This window comes from Paenibacillus sp. J22R232, from assembly GCF_056269165.1.
Map to the genome: position 1 here is coordinate 335658 of NZ_JBWDNK010000005.1, position 15012 is coordinate 350669.

Below are 15012 nucleotides of genomic sequence, written 5' to 3' on the forward strand. Positions count from 1 at the left end.
CCTCCTAACTACATCAATTACCAAACCAGCTTAGAGAAATCCGCGACGACGGCAATATCTTCGGCAATGCCTGCAAGGGTAGACAAACGGTTAGCGCGAACGGCCTCATCAGGTGCCATTACCATTACATTCTCGAAATACGAATGAATATAAGGCTTCAGTGCTGACAGGGTATGAACGGCTTTGGAAATATCGCCTAATGCGACGGCTTCCGTAAACGCCGGGCGCAGCTGCAGCCATTTCTCGTGCAAGTCCTTTTCCACCTGTTCGCTGAACAACGCGGAGTCCACGGTTTTCGACGCCGCTTTGGATCCTAGGTTGCTCACACGGTTGAATTGCTCGACAGTCAGCTTGAAATCATTGCGGTCCTCGCTCGCAGCCAATGCTTGAACGACGCTTGCACGCTCAATCGTTGACTTCAAATCTACAAAGCCCGCGGCCATGACCGCGTCAATAACATCATAACGAACCCCTTGCTCGGAGAGCACGTTTTTGACGCGCAGCGCGAAGAAATCCGACAAGTCTTTGCTTATATCTTCCGCTGGGCGTTTCAAGCCGCGGCTCTCGTGAACGGATAAAGCAGCAGCATATAGATCGTTTAGATGCAGCTTCAAGCCATGTGACAATATAATCTGAACGATACCTGCTGCTTGCCTGCGAAGCGCATATGGATCCTGCGAGCCGGTCGGAATAATTCCGATGGAGAAGCAGCCGACAATCGTATCTATCTTGTCAGCTAGGCTGACGATAGCGCCCGTCAATTCCGACGGAGCCAGATCGCCGGCAAAACGCGGTTGGTAATGCTCATTAATGGCTTTCGCCACGGCTTGTCGCTCTCCTGCTTTCCGTGCGTAATCTTCGCCCATAATGCCCTGCAGCTCAGGGAATTCATAGACCATTTGCGAAACGAGATCGAATTTGCAAATATCTGCCGCACGGCTAATGTCTTGCGCTTCCTGATCAGCCATCTCCAAATGCTTGCTTAAAAGATCGGCCGTAGCGCGGATGCGCCTCACTTTATCGGCAACCGAGCCCAGCTCCTCATGATAGACGATATTCTCAAGCTTGGACAGAGCATGCTCAATCGTCAGCTTATGATCCTCCTCGTAGAAAAACTTCGCATCGGACAGCCTTGCCCGAAGCACCTTCTCGTTCCCCTTGGCTACGAGCTCAATCGATTTCAGGTCACCATTGCGAACCGTTACAAAAAACGGCTGCAGCTCGCCTTCTCCGTTGAATACAGGGAAGTACCGCTGATGCTCGCGCATTGATGTAATCAACACCTCTTGCGGGATGTTCAGGAACGCTGGATCGAAGCCGCCGAATAGCACGTTCGGATACTCAACCAAGAACAGCACTTCCTCTAGAAGGTCTTCCTTGATTGCAATCTCCCAGCTCTTATCCTTGGCAAGCTGGTTGATTTGATCTACGATCAGCGTTTCCCGCTCGCTCACGTCAACGATAACATGCTGGGCACGCAAGCGTTCCACATATAGCGTGGGCTCTTCCACGGTTGTTTCCTCGCCAAGAAAACGATGGCCGCGCGTAACGTTGCCGGTTTGCACGCCTGTAATCTCGAATGGAATGACATCTTGACCGAACAGCGCGACGAGCCAGCGAATCGGTCTTACAAACTTAAGCTCGTGGCTTCCCCAGCGCATGTTCTTCGGAAAGGACATCGACGTGATCAATGACAGCAAACCTTCAGGCAGTACGGCTGCCGTTTGTGTGCCGATGCTGCTTTTCGTCGCATAAACGTATTCGACTCCCGCAAGCTCCTGGAAATACAGCTGCTCAGGCGGAACGCCTTGGCTGCGCGCGAAACCAAGCGCCGCTTTACTCCAATTGCCTTGTTCATCCTGGGCAATTTTGCGGGACGGCCCCTTCGCTTCCTCGTTCATGTCGGTCTGCTTCTCGGCTACTTCCTGAATGTGCACAGCAATGCGGCGAGGCGTAGCATATACCTGAACTGCACCATGCTCAATACGGGAATCCGCAAGCCATTTCACAGTCTTGTCCTTAAGCTGATTCATCGCTCCGCGCACAAAGCGGGCTGGTACTTCCTCTAGTCCGATCTCAAGCAACAAATCTTTAGCCATGCTGCTCCACTCCTTTCTTCAGCAACGGGAATCCTAGACGTTCTCTTTCCTCGTAATAGGTCGATGCGCAGGCACGCGCCAGATTTCTGACCCTTGTGATGTAGCCCGTTCTTTCCGTTACGCTGATCGCTCCGCGAGCATCGAGCAGATTGAAGGTATGCGAGCATTTCAACACGTAATCGTAAGCCGGGAATACGAGATTATGCTCCATCGTTTTTTTCGCTTCTTCCTCGTACATATTGAACAAGGAAAATAACATGGCCGTATCCGAAGTCTCGAACGTATATTTGGAGTGTTCGTATTCCGGCTGCTTAAAGACGTCTCCGTACGTAACGCCTTCCACCCATTCCAGATCGAACACATTTTCTTTTTCTTGGATATAGGAAGCAAGCCGCTCCATGCCGTAAGTAATCTCGACGGCAACCGGATTCGCGTCAATGCCGCCAACCTGTTGGAAATACGTGAACTGCGTAATTTCCATGCCATCAAGCCAGACTTCCCAGCCTAAGCCCCAAGCACCAAGCGTCGGAGATTCCCAGTTATCCTCGACAAAGCGAATATCATGATCATTCGCGTCAATGCCAAGCTGCTTCAGACTCTCCAGATAAAGCTCCTGGATATTGTCTGGAGAAGGCTTCAAAATAACTTGAAATTGATGATGCTGGTACAAGCGATTCGGATTCTCCCCGTAACGACCGTCTGCCGGACGGCGGGACGGCTCCACGTAAGCAACATTCCAAGGCTCGGGACCGATGGAACGCAGGAATGTCATGGGATTCATCGTTCCCGCACCCTTCTCTACATCATAAGGCTGCACTAATATACAGTTTTGTTCGGCCCAGAATTGCTGCAATGTCAAAATCATTTTCTGAAAATTCATGACTGACCCTCTCCTTCTTCGTCTGTTTTTAATTAAAAAAGCTAACCTTGCTTGAGGACAGCAGCGCAGACACGCAAAAAACTCCCGTCCCTACGTCTGCTGCCAGACGTAGGGACGAGAGTTGTAATCCCGCGGTTCCACCCTACTTGGTTAGCCCCTTATGGGCAAACCCTCTTTGTTCGATACGGCTCCAGAGTGCCTTTTCATCGCAATGTCCATCCGGGCTTTCACTTTTCCCGGCTCGCTAAGCTTGTCGACATCTAACGATTACTCTCTCCATCACTGCCCAATATTCATATTGCATTATTTTATGCTTCTTTCTGGCAAATGTCAAACGTACTCAGGCTTCTGTAGCTAAAGCCTAATGCGTAGGAGCGCCTTCCTTCAACGGATTGCTGCCAGCTTGCTTGCCAATAATGTCCTTCATGCCCGCACGGCCCATAAAGAGGACACATACGAGCGCCAGAACGGCTGGAACAAGCGACCAAAGGAAAGTAGCCGATACCGAATCAGACAATGCTGCTACGATTTTGTCCATTACGGGCGATGGAATTTCAGCTCTCTTCTCCGGTGACAGCAGCTCGCGCGCATTCTCTGTCATTTGGCCTGGGCCTTCTCCGCCAGCAAATGCTTCAGTCATCCCGCTCGTGAAATGATTGCGCTGAATAATCCCAAAAATCGTGATGCCTACCGTCATGCCTAGCGAACGGACAAAAGACATCGTCGAGGTAGCACTTCCACGTTGACGCATATCGAAGCCATGAATGGACGACATGCCAAGAACGGAGAAGGAGAAGCCGATCCCGAAGCCGGTTAAGAACATATAAAGGGATAGCATAAAACGGGTCGTGTCCGGCGTGATCGTCGATAACAAGAAAATGCCCGCAATAAAGATTACAGCAGATATCATCATTACGTTTCGATACGGCATTTTATTAGCAAGAAACCCGCCTAGCTGCGCGGCAAATACGGACCCCAGCGTCATGGGAAGCAGGGTAAGTCCCGCACTCACTGCCGTACCTCCGAATACGCCCTGCACGAACATCGGAATGTAAAGCGCAGCCGTAATGAATGCTGCTCCATAGAACAAGCCGGCGCCCGTGCTGGATGCGAACAAACGCTGCTTGAACATTTGGAATGAAATAATCGGCTCAGATGCCTTCGTTTCCACAAACAAGAATATGCCAAGCAGCACAGCAAAGCCAGCAAACAAGCCTATGATTTGCACGGAATCCCACGCAAACTCTGCGCCTCCGAGCTCAAGCGCGAACATGAGACAAACGATGGAGCCTACGAGCGTTGCAGCTCCCCACCAATCGATTTTTTGCTTCGAATGCGTTAGTGATTCTTTGTAATAAATAACGATAAAAGCCAGAGCAACCAAACCGATTGGAACATTGATGTAAAAAATCCAACGCCAGTTGATATATTCGGTCAAATAAGCGCCTGCCAGCGGTCCGAACAAACTGGAGGTACCGAATACGGCACCGAACAAGCCGCCCATCTTTCCGCGTTTTTCTGCGGGGAAAATGTCAAACACGATCGCAAAAGCGATAGGCATCATCGCTCCGCCGCCGATGCCCTGTATAGCGCGGTAAATCGTTAGCTGCGTAATCGATTCCGCCGTTCCGCACAGCACCGAACCTAGAAGAAACAATGAAATGCCCAATACGAAAAAACGTTTCCTTCCGTACATATCCGACAGCTTGCCGAAAATAGGCATTCCCGCCATTTCGGTAACCAGATACGCAGAGGTGACCCATACGTATTTGTCCAAACCGCCAAGGTCGGATACGATGGTCGCCATTGCCGTCGATACGATCGTATTGTCAATCGATGCGACGAGTATGCCCAGCAGAAGCCCGGCTACAACAAATCCCAGTCTATTTTGTCCTGTAGACATCAGGTAAATCCCTCCATTACATTACGATTCAAAAACAACCTAACCCATCATAATGCAAGCCCCATATTCCTGTAAACATGCAAAAGAAGGAGTGCTTTCTACGCCTCTAGGCGTAGAAAACACCAGTTGCATCCAGTCGGGCATTACTTGGCTTATAGCAGCTTATCAAGCTGGTCTAGGAAATTTCTGGATTTCAATTGGAGGCCAAGATGTGTATCCATGAGCTTACGCATGCATAGCTTAAGCTCGGCTTTGGTTTCCGGTTTAACCTGAATGGATCCTAGCCGTCTCATGTCCATTCTTCGAAATAATCGCAAAAGCTTGTAAGCGCCCTCTCCTAGCGGTACGGCATGAGGATCCTTTCCTTTGCACCTGGTGCATAATATCCCCCCGGCATACGGAGATAATGAGAAAGGACCTACGACGTTTCCGCAGCCTACGCATTCGTCCATCTCTGGCGCATAACCGGACAAATCCAATATGCGCATCTCGTATAGATGCGTTACGATTTGTGCGTCTTTCCCGTCTTGAAGCGCCGTGAAGCACGCTTTTAACTGCTCGAAATGGAATCCGGTCGCTTCATCATCCTGCAGCGACCGGTCTGTAAGCTCCGCTGCGTAAGATGAATACGCAGCCAAATCAAGCTTCTCACGCAAAACATGGTGAGATTCAATAATCTCACCATGATTCAGCGTGCCTAGGCCGCTGCCTTTAAAATAAACGAACTCTCCATATGTAAAAGGTTGCGCGAGCGAGGAATGCTTGCTTTTTATCTTTTTGGCGCCACGAATCAAAACTCCAGCTTTTCCATTGGTTTTCGTGAGCAGCGTCACGATTTTGTTGCCTTCACCGTAATCCATGCTTCGAATAACAATTCCCTCAACACGATGCAGCATAATGCAGACTCTCCCCTGAAAGCAGAAACGCAAGCTCGCAGTCCCATGGCTGCGAGCTTGTGTTTAGCGTTTAAAGATCAGCCTCTCAGGCTGTATGAGCCACTGCTAGGCGATCCTCTTGGTGCCTCTATTCATAAACAGTTCATACAATAATTCCAAGTGGTGACTCGCTCTATATTTCCTCTGCATCCAAGGCAGTAAGCTCGTCATCCTCGCTTGCCAACGCATCGGAGCCGCCGTCGGCTCCAAATTGATTCACTTCCTTGTAGAGCATGAAAGATTCGACATCCCCGGTTAACGTAAAATACTTCCACGAAAAATTCCGCATACGTATTCATCCCTTTCCGTCCCCTGAAATGCTGCTTCAGACGGTAATAGGATGCGATAAACCGTGCCTATCTATCCTTAACAAATTACGTCATATTTGTTTAATCGTGTCGATAACCTAAATCCTTCAGCACGCGTTCCTGATTGCGCCAATCTTTTTTCACCTTGACCCAAAGCTCCAGATAGATGCGTGATCCTAGCAGTGCTTCTATATCTTTACGCGCCTGCTTTCCAACCTCTTTCAGGAGCTCACCTTTTTTGCCGATAATAATGCCTTTTTGCGAATCACGCTCGACAAAAATAACAGCTCCGATATACACGACGCCATTCTCTTTGACACGCATGTCTTCGATGGTAACGGCAATAGAGTGGGGAATTTCTTCCCTGGTCATATGCAAAATCTTCTCGCGGATAAGCTCCGAGCATACGAACTGCTCCGGGTGATCCGTTATTTGATCCGCAGGATAGTACTGTGGTCCTTCCGGCAAATAACGGGATAGCTGCTCGAGCAGCGTGTCTACGTTATTGCCCTTCAGAGCGGAAATCGGTATGATTTCGGCAAATTCATGCAGGTCGTTATATTGCGTAATCATCGGCAAAAGCTGCTCCGGCTCTACCTTGTCAATTTTGTTCATGACAAGAAAAACAGGAGTCTTCACTTTTTTAAGCTGCTCGATAATAAATCGGTCACCGCCGCCGAGCCCCTCGGATGCGTCAATTAGAAATAAGGCAGCTTCCACTTCTCTAAGCGCGCTTTCTGCAGTCTGCATCATGTAATTGCCCAGCTTGGATTGCGGTTTATGAATGCCAGGCGTATCCAAAAATACGATTTGGGTGTCGTTCGTTGTATACACACCGTGTATTTTATTGCGCGTCGTTTGCGGCTTATCTGACATAATCGCGATTTTCTGTCCGATGAGATGGTTCATAAGCGTAGATTTGCCTACATTCGGACGACCGATAATGGCTACGAAGCCCGATCGGAATTTCTTGCTGTCACGGTCATTTGATGTTGTACGATTCATAAGTTTGTTTAACGCTCCCCGTTATCTAATGAAGCCGGCGTAAAGGCACCCGGCAATATGCCTGCTACTGTCGAAATCGTCCAATCGCCTTTTAAATTGCCCATTATAACTGGCATATCCGGCGCACAAAACTCGACTAAAACTTGACGGCAGACGCCGCACGGTGCAATCGGGCCTTCCGTGTTGCCAATTACGGCAATGGCTTGGAACTGGCCAGGCCGCTTTCCGTCCGAAACGGCCCGGAACATGGCGGTACGCTCAGCGCAATTGGTTGGGCTGTATGCGGCATTCTCGATATTGCAGCCATGATGAATTTTCCCTTCATCATCTAGAAGCGCTGCGCCTACGCGGAAATTGGAGTATGGCACGTATGCGCGTTCCATCGCTTCTTTCGCCGCCTCCAGCAAAGCGGTATAGGACTCCGATAATCCTTCATAAACCAATTTGATCCTCTCCGTTCTTGTCTCCTTATGTTATCCGGCCAGTAAACGCCATAAGGGCGGCCCAAGGATGAGCAGCCCGATAATTACTGAAATTGCTGCGGCGAACAAAACGGCTCCAGCCGCCACATCCTTCGCTGCCTTCGCTACCGGATGAATGCTCGGACTAGCCAAATTAACCGCTTGCTCGACAGCCGTATTGATCATTTCCGCGCTGATCACGATTGCGATAACGAGCAGAATAATAGCCCATTCCAACGGTTTCAGTGAAACGATCAACCCTAACGTGCAAGCCACCAGAGCTGCGAACGCATGAAACCGCATATGGCTTTGCGTACGCAGCGCGAAGCCGATACCCGAGAATGCAACTGCTAAGCTTGCCATGAACTTACTCATTAACGCGTCAAGCCGGCCTTTTGCAGGATGGCTTCCTGTTTTGCAGTCATCTCCGCTTCAGTCTCATCATCCTGATGATCGTATCCGATTAGGTGGAGGAACCCATGGACGAAAAGAAATCCAATCTCACGCTCCAGGGAATGCCCGTATTCCTCGCTTTGAGCAAGAGCGGTATCGACGCTGATAATGATATCTCCCAGCATGCCCGAGATCGGGTCGGCATCCTCTTCGTGCTCAACCTCAAATATGATGTCCAGCTCATCCACGCCGTCTTCTTGCATAGCAAACGACAAAACGTCCGTTGGCCGGTCGATACCGCGATATTCACGGTTAAGCTCGTGGATTTCCTCGTCACTCGTAAAGGTTAAAGAAACCTCACCGCCTGCAATGCCTTCCGACTCCCCGGCCAGCTGAAGAAGTTGCTCTAATTTGGAAATCCAAGCATCAGGTATTTCCTGCTTGTCCTGATCATTGCTCCATTCGAGTTGTAAGCTCATGTCAAACGCTCCTTTGTTTTTACATCTTCCGGATACTCGATCCGTGAATGGAATATGCCAATTACGCTCTCTTTCAAGGATTGTGCGATTTTATCCAATTCCTTCAGCGTCAAATCACATTCGTTATATTGATTGTCATCGAGCCGGCTTTTGATGATTTTGTGGATCATCGCTTCTACCTGCTCAACCGTAGGGTTGCGCAGGCTCCGTACCGCTGCTTCTACGCAATCCGCAATCCCGACGACAGCCGCTTCTTTTGACTGCGCTTTAGGACCGGGATAACGGAACTCGTCCTCGCTGAAAGCCGGTTCGACGCCTTGCTCCTCTGCTTGCTTAATTGCTTTGTAATAGAAAAACTTAAGCGAGGTTGTCCCATGGTGCTGCTCCGCAATATCCCTAATCGGCTTAGGAATGTTATGGCCCTTAAGCATGTCGACTCCATCCCTTGCATGAGCAACGATGATGGATTTGCTGAGCTTCGGATCAATCGTATCATGCGGGTTTTCAATATTGGACTGATTCTCGATAAAATAATTCGGCCGTTTGGTCTTGCCAATATCATGGTAGAACGAACCGACTCGGCATAGCAGGCCGTCTGCGCCAATCGCTTCTGCCGCGGCCTCTGACAAGTTGCCGACCATCACGCTGTGGTGATAAGTGCCAGGCGTCTCCGTAAGCAGCTTTCGCAGCAGCGGGTGATTCGGATTGGACAGCTCGACAAGCTTGAGAGCGGACAATATCCCGAATGTAATCTCAAAGAAAGGCATTAAGCCGATGACAAGCACCGCCGTTATCAATCCGCTGGCAAAAGCGAAAGCAACGGAGTAAATAAACGGACCTCGCTCAAGCTGCTCAGACAGCAGCAGAATCGTGAGCACAGAGAGTGAGCCAAACAAGCTAACCATGATGCCCGCCTTTAGAATCGTAGATCGCTGACTCGCCCGGTGAATGGAGAATATTGCGGCAAACGAGACGACGATAATGACAAAGCCGTATTGAAAGTCGAATATTTGATGCTGTCCCGTGTTTAATATAATGCTTCCCATTATCGCAAATAATATAGAGCTGATCATCGCAAGGTGCATATCCAGCAGAAGCGTGATTAGCATCGTGCCAAGCGCTGCGGGTGCCAGATAACCTGCGTATGGCGCAGCGTCCGTTTGAGTCAACGATATAATCTGTATCGTGATAATATTAATGAGGAATATAAGCCACAACATCAGCAGCGAAGCATTGTTGTATTTTGGCTTTATTCCGTTAATGCTTCCGGATTGATGCAAAAATGCATACAGTACGACGATAAACATAAGCGACATAATTAACAGGCCAAGCTGCGGCCAGTAATTTTTCTTATCCTGAAGCAAGGAAGAATCTACTAGCAGCTTATACAACTCAGGCGTGATAGTCTGACCGCGCTTGACGATAAGCTCGCCCTCTTTGATAACGACAGGAGGCGTGTTCTGCTTGGCCAGTACCTTGGCTTCATCCGTTGCAGCCTTATCAAGAAACTTATTCGGCATTATCGAGAACCTAGCCAGCTCCTGGACGATTTCCCTGCTCGACCGGCTGGATAACGAGCTTGCATTCACAAGCTCCGCAACTTGTGTCCGGGCCGTTTCGGCCTCCCTTAACTGTTCACCCATCAGCTTACGCACAATATCCCGAGCTACGTCGCGCATCTCGGTTAAGGTTTCTGCTGTAAGGTTGGGCATTTTGTAGAAGGTTTCTTCCGGTATCGTGTATTGCTGCTCCTTCGCGACCAGAGACATCTCCTCAAGAAGCGTGTCGTTATACGTGCCTCTGCCTTTATTGAGCTTAATGAAGGTATCAATATAATCGGAATAGCGGCCTGGGATCTCGTTCCTATAAATATCGATCTTGTTTTGGAGCGTTACTTGATCGTCCAAATTCAATTGCTCGATACGCACGAAAATTTGATCGACCAGCAATTCGTTACGGAGCGGTACGATAGAATAGATGACATCGACTTTCTCAGCTGCATCCTCTTCCGCTTGCCGCGTCGCCTTTTCGTCTTTTATTTGGAAGGGCGCCTTAATATCCTTCTCACTAACGGCGCCCTCTTCGATGTCATACGTTTCAGGTACGAGGTGCGAAGCTAAGCTGAAATAGAAAAGCAGCACAAACATTAACATCAGCACCCAGCGAACGGCTGCACTCTGCTTCCAACCCGCCGTTTTGGACGGCCGCAAGTTTTCCTGTTTTCCGGTCTGGTTCTGGTTCATGCAGCGGACATCCCTTTCTAGGCTTTGTTTTCAGCATCCCAGTTATAGGCAACAATGATTTTTTGGACCAGTGAGTGGCGGACAACATCCTGCTCAGAGAAAAGGATTATTCCGATTTCCTCAATATTTTTTAGAATACGCTGCGCTTCGATCAGACCCGAATTTTTGCCTCGCGGCAAATCGATTTGCGTAACGTCGCCTGTAATAACCATTTTGGAGCCGAAACCAAGCCTAGTCAGGAACATCTTCATTTGCTCAGGCGTCGTATTCTGAGCCTCGTCCAATATGATGAACGCGTCGTCAAGCGTTCTGCCGCGCATATAGGCTAGCGGAGCGATTTCGATCATGCCCCTCTCCAATGCTTTGACCGTCTGGTCTGGCCCAAGCACATCGTGCAGCGCATCGTATAGCGGCCGCAAATAAGGATCGACCTTTTCTTGCAGGTCCCCAGGCAGGAAGCCAAGATTTTCCCCTGCTTCAACCGCAGGTCTCGTCAAAACGATTCGTTTAACCGAGCCTTCCTTGAGCGCCGCGACTGCAAGCACGACAGCTAAGTAGGTTTTGCCTGTCCCTGCCGGGCCTATTCCAAATACGATATCTTTCTTGCGGATCGTCTTCACATAATGGCGCTGGCCAATCGTTTTCACACGAATCGGTTTCCCGCGAAAAGTCGTCGTAATTTCTTTCTTGAACAAATCGAGCAATTCTTCCGCCTGCATCGTTCGTGCAAGCTCCAAAGCGTATGCAACGTCTCTCTCCGAAGGCATATAACCGCCGCGAACGAGCTGCAACAGCACGTTGAACAGCTGTTCTAGCGAATCTACTTCTTCCAATGGACCCGAAATAACAATTTCCGCCTCGCGCGATGAAATCGAAGATTCGACCTGCGCTTGTACTAGGCGCAAATAATTGTCCTGCGGTCCGAATACGGCAAGTCCTTCCGCCGCGTTACCGAGCGGTATTTTGACTACTTTCGTTTCAATTTGCAACAATCCTCATTCTCCCTGCATCTGGACTAATGGCATTTCTTTAACGATAGATTGCTCGACCTCAAAAAGAACTTTCATATAAACTTTACCATTGTCCGCCTTTTCATGCAAAACAATTTCATCTCGAATGACCGCATCGCTGCCCGCTTTGATCAGAACATCAGCTTTCGCCTGCAATATGCCCGCGCTCTTCGCTTCCTCCTCTGTAAGCGTTCTTTCCTCCAGCCGCGTCTCCATGATCGTCTCCTTCATTCTACCGAGCGGCAGCGTCCAATTGCGCCAAGATACCTTTTGCTCGCTTAGAATGGCTTCTGAGGCCTCATAAGCATCCTTGCCGTACCCGCTCACTTGAAGCGCCCTTGAACCGATTACGGCGAACCACTTCGTCTTTTTCTCGCCAGTATACACCTTTACCTGCTGCACGAGCGGCGAGGCAATCTCGAACTCGTACCAAACAAGACCGCGAACATTTCCTTTGGCAACGACCGTGCGCGAGTACTCTTCACCGCCAATGGTTCCAGAAATCAGAATTTGATCCTTTTTCACGCGCATATTTTTACGTACGACCGGACGTCCAGCCTCCGCAATTATCTCGGTAACGACCGCATCGGCAGATGCAACCAAGTGCCTTGGCGTATTTAATGCCGATTGCTTCGGGATCGTCGATTCGACTACCTGGATGATGACCTTTGTTCCCTTTTTTTCAACCCCTACCCATGTAGAGCCGGGCAGCTTGCGTACGAGCTGTTTGGAGAGCACGTCGGCATCGGTAAGGCGGAATGACCATTGCAGCGGGTACAGGCCTTCTTCCTTCGCCGCGAGTCTAATCTGATCTTCCGTCAGCTTGACGTTCCCCTGCACCTCGATGCTCCACACCAAGGAGGAGAGCATAAATATAATCGCAAAAAACAACACGATGCCCCCTGCAAAAAGCTTCCTCCGCTCCGCCTTTACCAGTAGAAACGGTAGCCCCTTGCGCTTCGTCACATGGGCTCTGCAGCCTGTTTCTTTCAAATAGGGACGAAGCCTGAAGAAATCGCTGACCGAAAGCTCAAATTCAAGCAGGCCGCTGCTTGTCCAGCGTATGGTAGACAGCTGAAGCCCTCCAGCAAGCGCGCGGTTGACGAGCTCCTCTGCTTGTCCTCCCCTGATATGAACGGTGACCATGCCCTTTAACCAATCCGCCCCTTGTCCGCTCAACGCATTCCCCTCCATTGCATATGGCTGCCTATACACGGCTAGCCGGAAATTTATATTAAGGTATTAGCTGAATATTCGTAATTTGACCCTCTACGAACACTTCTTCGGTCCATATCGTCCGAATAACTAGTGAGCTGCCTGTCACTTCAAGCTCGCCCTTGCTTAAGGCTAGACGAAGGCGTTCGCTGGAAAAGTGAACGACGCCTCGATGGTTCTCGATATACAATTGGCAATCTCCGATCATGGTAAGGCGAGGCAAGTCAAAAACAACATCATGCGGCATATCGAGCAGCTCTGCGGTTACTTTGCGAAATTTCTTTTTTATACGGCGCATGTATGAATCGTTGCCTCCTCAAAAGTTTGTGGAACAAACTTGCTTCGTAAGCGATGCCTAAGGGTTGTGATGCAAACCTGCTTCGCAGCTTTTATCCGAATTGAATTGAACAAAGGAATGGCGTTTTTCGTGTACTGTACCAAAATATGCGAACGACTCGGCAATTATGGCTGCAAAATAAAAAAAACCGTCGAAGCTATTAGCCTCGACGGTTTGATTGTTATTTTCGGAATGGCCGCTTTGAGCGGGGCGGGCCTAATATCTCCGCCCAAACAACCGCCCTGCGCAAATCATCCGCGCGAGTACGTGCTGTCAAAGCATTCTGGCGGTCTGAGTCGCGCCCTGCCGCTCTTGCCGCTTTATCCCTGGCATTTGCCGCCTGCTGCAGCGTTCTCTGCGAAAGCGCGATCTGAGGCTTCTGATTAAGCACCTCTGTCTCCCGAGCCATGTAAGCAGGCGCTTCGTATTCCTCGCGCGCATTCTGCGGCTGGGTACGATAAACGCTCTGTCCTGCTGCCGGGACTGGCAAGGGCCTTTCTTCCTGCTCATTGCCGGGTACGCCTGAATTCGGAGTACGCGGTAATCCGCCGCCCCCAAAGTCAGGCATTCGGCCGGGCTTTTTCTTTGAGCCTGCTTTGCCGAATAGTGAAGCCAAAGCTCCGAAAATAATGACAACGATAAATATATTGTTCATCAAAAACTCGATAATCTTCATACGCCTTCACCTCCGCGACACATTCGCGCCTTATGATGCTAGCTGTTAAGGCTTCGCTTTAACGGCCGTCTTTCGGGTCGGCTGGGCCTTCCTGTTTACCGATCGAGCTGCGCATTTGAGTATCTGCCTCAACGTTTTTCAGGTTCAAATAGTCCATCACGCCGATCTTACCGCTTCTAAGCGCTTCAGCCATGGCAAGCGGAACCTGAGATTCGGATTCTACGACGCGCGCTTCCATCTCGACAACCTTCGCTTTCATTTCTTGCTCTTGGGCAACTGCCATCGCACGGCGTTCTTCCGCTTTAGCTTGCGCGATTTTCTTATCCGCTTCCGCTTGCTCGGTTTGAAGATGCGCGCCGATGTTTTTGCCTACGTCGACATCCGCGATATCGATCGATAATATTTCGAAAGCCGTTCCCGCATCTAGCCCTTTGCCAAGCACCGTCCTTGAGATCATATCCGGATTCTCGAGCACGTCTTTATGGGAATTGGCTGAACCTACGGTTGTAACAATCCCTTCCCCTACGCGGGCGATGATGGTCTCTTCTCCTGCCCCGCCGACTAGTCGGTCAATGTTAGCGCGGACGGTAACGCGAGCCTTAACCTTCACTTCAATACCGTCCTTCGCAACGGCAGCGACGATTGGCGTTTCGATTACACGGGGATTAACGCTCATCTGTACAGCCTGCAGCACATCCCGGCCAGCCAAATCAATAGCTGCAGCACGTTCGAATATGAGCGGAATGTTCGCGCGCTGCGCCGCGATCAATGCATTTACGACGCGGTCTACGTTACCACCAGCGAGGAAATGGCTCTCCAGCTGATTAATATTAAGTCCTAGACCCGCTTTTGTCGCCTTGATCAATGGGTTGACGATTCTGCTTGGTACGACCCGGCGCAAACGCATCGCCACAAGTGTAATGATACCGACTCGAACGCCCGATGCCAAAGCCGAAATCCACAGCATGATCGGGAAGAAGCTTAAGAATACGGACAACACGATAATAACAACGACAGCCAAAATCAAAAATGATACGATAGGATCCATTGTCTCTAACCTCCAGTTGA

At 49.8% G+C, this 15012-nt stretch carries 15 protein-coding genes; all 15 read right to left on the reverse strand.

The genetic code is table 11. The features are described 5' to 3' along the window. Nucleotides 1-17 precede the first annotated feature (17 nt). Nucleotides 18-2099, reverse strand: coding sequence for a glycine--tRNA ligase subunit beta (gene glyS / locus AC0YN3_RS18145; protein WP_475776374.1), 2082 nt, complete (start codon nt 2097-2099; stop codon nt 18-20). Next, entirely contained in the window at nt 2092-2979 is an 888-nt protein-coding gene (gene glyQ, locus AC0YN3_RS18150; protein WP_475776375.1) for a glycine--tRNA ligase subunit alpha, read from the reverse strand. The genes glyS and glyQ overlap by 8 nt, the downstream gene beginning before the upstream one ends. Before the next feature lie 361 nt (nt 2980-3340). After that, the gene (locus AC0YN3_RS18155) at nt 3341-4882 is read right to left on the reverse strand and encodes an MDR family MFS transporter (protein ID WP_475776376.1); all 1542 of its coding nucleotides are present in this window, start codon (nt 4880-4882) and stop codon (nt 3341-3343) included. 152 nt (nt 4883-5034) lie between these two features. Continuing rightward, entirely contained in the window at nt 5035-5778 is a 744-nt protein-coding gene (gene recO / locus AC0YN3_RS18160) for a DNA repair protein RecO (protein WP_475776377.1), read from the reverse strand. Nucleotides 5779-5950: 172 nt separating this feature from the next. Further along, complete coding sequence (locus AC0YN3_RS18165) at nt 5951-6106, reverse strand: YqzL family protein (RefSeq protein WP_475776378.1); 156 nt, start codon at nt 6104-6106, stop codon at nt 5951-5953. A gap of 100 nt (nt 6107-6206) precedes the next feature. Continuing rightward, entirely contained in the window at nt 6207-7130 is a 924-nt protein-coding gene (gene era, locus AC0YN3_RS18170) for a GTPase Era (protein WP_475776379.1), read from the reverse strand. An 8-nt stretch (nt 7131-7138) separates the two neighbouring features. Continuing rightward, nucleotides 7139-7573 (reverse strand): cytidine deaminase, encoded by a 435-nt coding sequence (locus AC0YN3_RS18175; protein ID WP_475776380.1) that lies wholly within the window; start codon nt 7571-7573, stop codon nt 7139-7141. Nucleotides 7574-7603: 30 nt separating this feature from the next. Then, nucleotides 7604-7954, reverse strand: a complete 351-nt coding sequence (locus AC0YN3_RS18180; protein ID WP_475776381.1) for a diacylglycerol kinase family protein — start codon at nt 7952-7954, stop codon at nt 7604-7606. Nucleotides 7955-7965: 11 nt separating this feature from the next. Next, nucleotides 7966-8463, reverse strand: coding sequence for an rRNA maturation RNase YbeY (gene ybeY / locus AC0YN3_RS18185; RefSeq protein ID WP_475776382.1), 498 nt, complete (start codon nt 8461-8463; stop codon nt 7966-7968). After that, complete coding sequence (locus tag AC0YN3_RS18190; protein WP_475776383.1) at nt 8460-10706, reverse strand: HD family phosphohydrolase; 2247 nt, start codon at nt 10704-10706, stop codon at nt 8460-8462. Before AC0YN3_RS18190 ends, ybeY begins: the two co-directional genes overlap by 4 nt. 17 nt (nt 10707-10723) lie before the next feature. Continuing rightward, nucleotides 10724-11695 carry a PhoH family protein gene (locus AC0YN3_RS18195; RefSeq protein WP_183560488.1) on the reverse strand — a complete coding sequence of 324 codons (972 nt, stop codon included), beginning with the start codon at nt 11693-11695 and terminating at the stop codon, nt 10724-10726. Between the two features lie 6 nt (nt 11696-11701). Continuing rightward, the gene (yqfD, locus tag AC0YN3_RS18200; RefSeq protein WP_475776384.1) at nt 11702-12895 is read right to left on the reverse strand and encodes a sporulation protein YqfD; all 1194 of its coding nucleotides are present in this window, start codon (nt 12893-12895) and stop codon (nt 11702-11704) included. A gap of 55 nt (nt 12896-12950) precedes the next feature. After that, a complete protein-coding gene (gene yqfC, locus AC0YN3_RS18205; RefSeq protein WP_183559816.1) occupies nt 12951-13229 on the reverse strand; it encodes a sporulation protein YqfC in 279 nt (92 codons plus the stop codon). Between the two features lie 220 nt (nt 13230-13449). After that, complete coding sequence (locus AC0YN3_RS18210) at nt 13450-13944, reverse strand: hypothetical protein (protein ID WP_475776385.1); 495 nt, start codon at nt 13942-13944, stop codon at nt 13450-13452. Nucleotides 13945-14002: 58 nt separating this feature from the next. Continuing rightward, on the reverse strand, nt 14003-14992 hold the full coding sequence (gene floA, locus AC0YN3_RS18215) for a flotillin-like protein FloA (protein WP_475776386.1): 990 nt from the start codon (nt 14990-14992) through the stop codon (nt 14003-14005). Nucleotides 14993-15012: the final 20 nt, after the last annotated feature.

Excerpts from the sequence above, each read along its gene's own strand:
- glyS (WP_475776374.1), bottom strand. The coding sequence starts at position 2,099 with ATGGCTAAAGATTTGTTGCTTGAGATCGGACTAGAGGAAGTACCAGCC.
- glyQ (WP_475776375.1), bottom strand. The coding sequence starts at position 2,979 with ATGAATTTTCAGAAAATGATTTTGACATTGCAGCAATTCTGGGCCGAA.
- AC0YN3_RS18155 (WP_475776376.1), bottom strand. The coding sequence starts at position 4,882 with ATGTCTACAGGACAAAATAGACTGGGATTTGTTGTAGCCGGGCTTCTG.
- recO (WP_475776377.1), bottom strand. The coding sequence starts at position 5,778 with ATGCTGCATCGTGTTGAGGGAATTGTTATTCGAAGCATGGATTACGGT.
- AC0YN3_RS18165 (WP_475776378.1), bottom strand. The coding sequence starts at position 6,106 with ATGCGGAATTTTTCGTGGAAGTATTTTACGTTAACCGGGGATGTCGAA.
- era (WP_475776379.1), bottom strand. The coding sequence starts at position 7,130 with ATGAATCGTACAACATCAAATGACCGTGACAGCAAGAAATTCCGATCG.
- AC0YN3_RS18180 (WP_475776381.1), bottom strand. The coding sequence starts at position 7,954 with ATGGCAAGCTTAGCAGTTGCATTCTCGGGTATCGGCTTCGCGCTGCGT.
- ybeY (WP_475776382.1), bottom strand. The coding sequence starts at position 8,463 with ATGAGCTTACAACTCGAATGGAGCAATGATCAGGACAAGCAGGAAATA.
- AC0YN3_RS18190 (WP_475776383.1), bottom strand. The coding sequence starts at position 10,706 with ATGAACCAGAACCAGACCGGAAAACAGGAAAACTTGCGGCCGTCCAAA.
- yqfC (WP_183559816.1), bottom strand. The coding sequence starts at position 13,229 with ATGCGCCGTATAAAAAAGAAATTTCGCAAAGTAACCGCAGAGCTGCTC.
- AC0YN3_RS18210 (WP_475776385.1), bottom strand. The coding sequence starts at position 13,944 with ATGAAGATTATCGAGTTTTTGATGAACAATATATTTATCGTTGTCATT.
- floA (WP_475776386.1), bottom strand. The coding sequence starts at position 14,992 with ATGGATCCTATCGTATCATTTTTGATTTTGGCTGTCGTTGTTATTATC.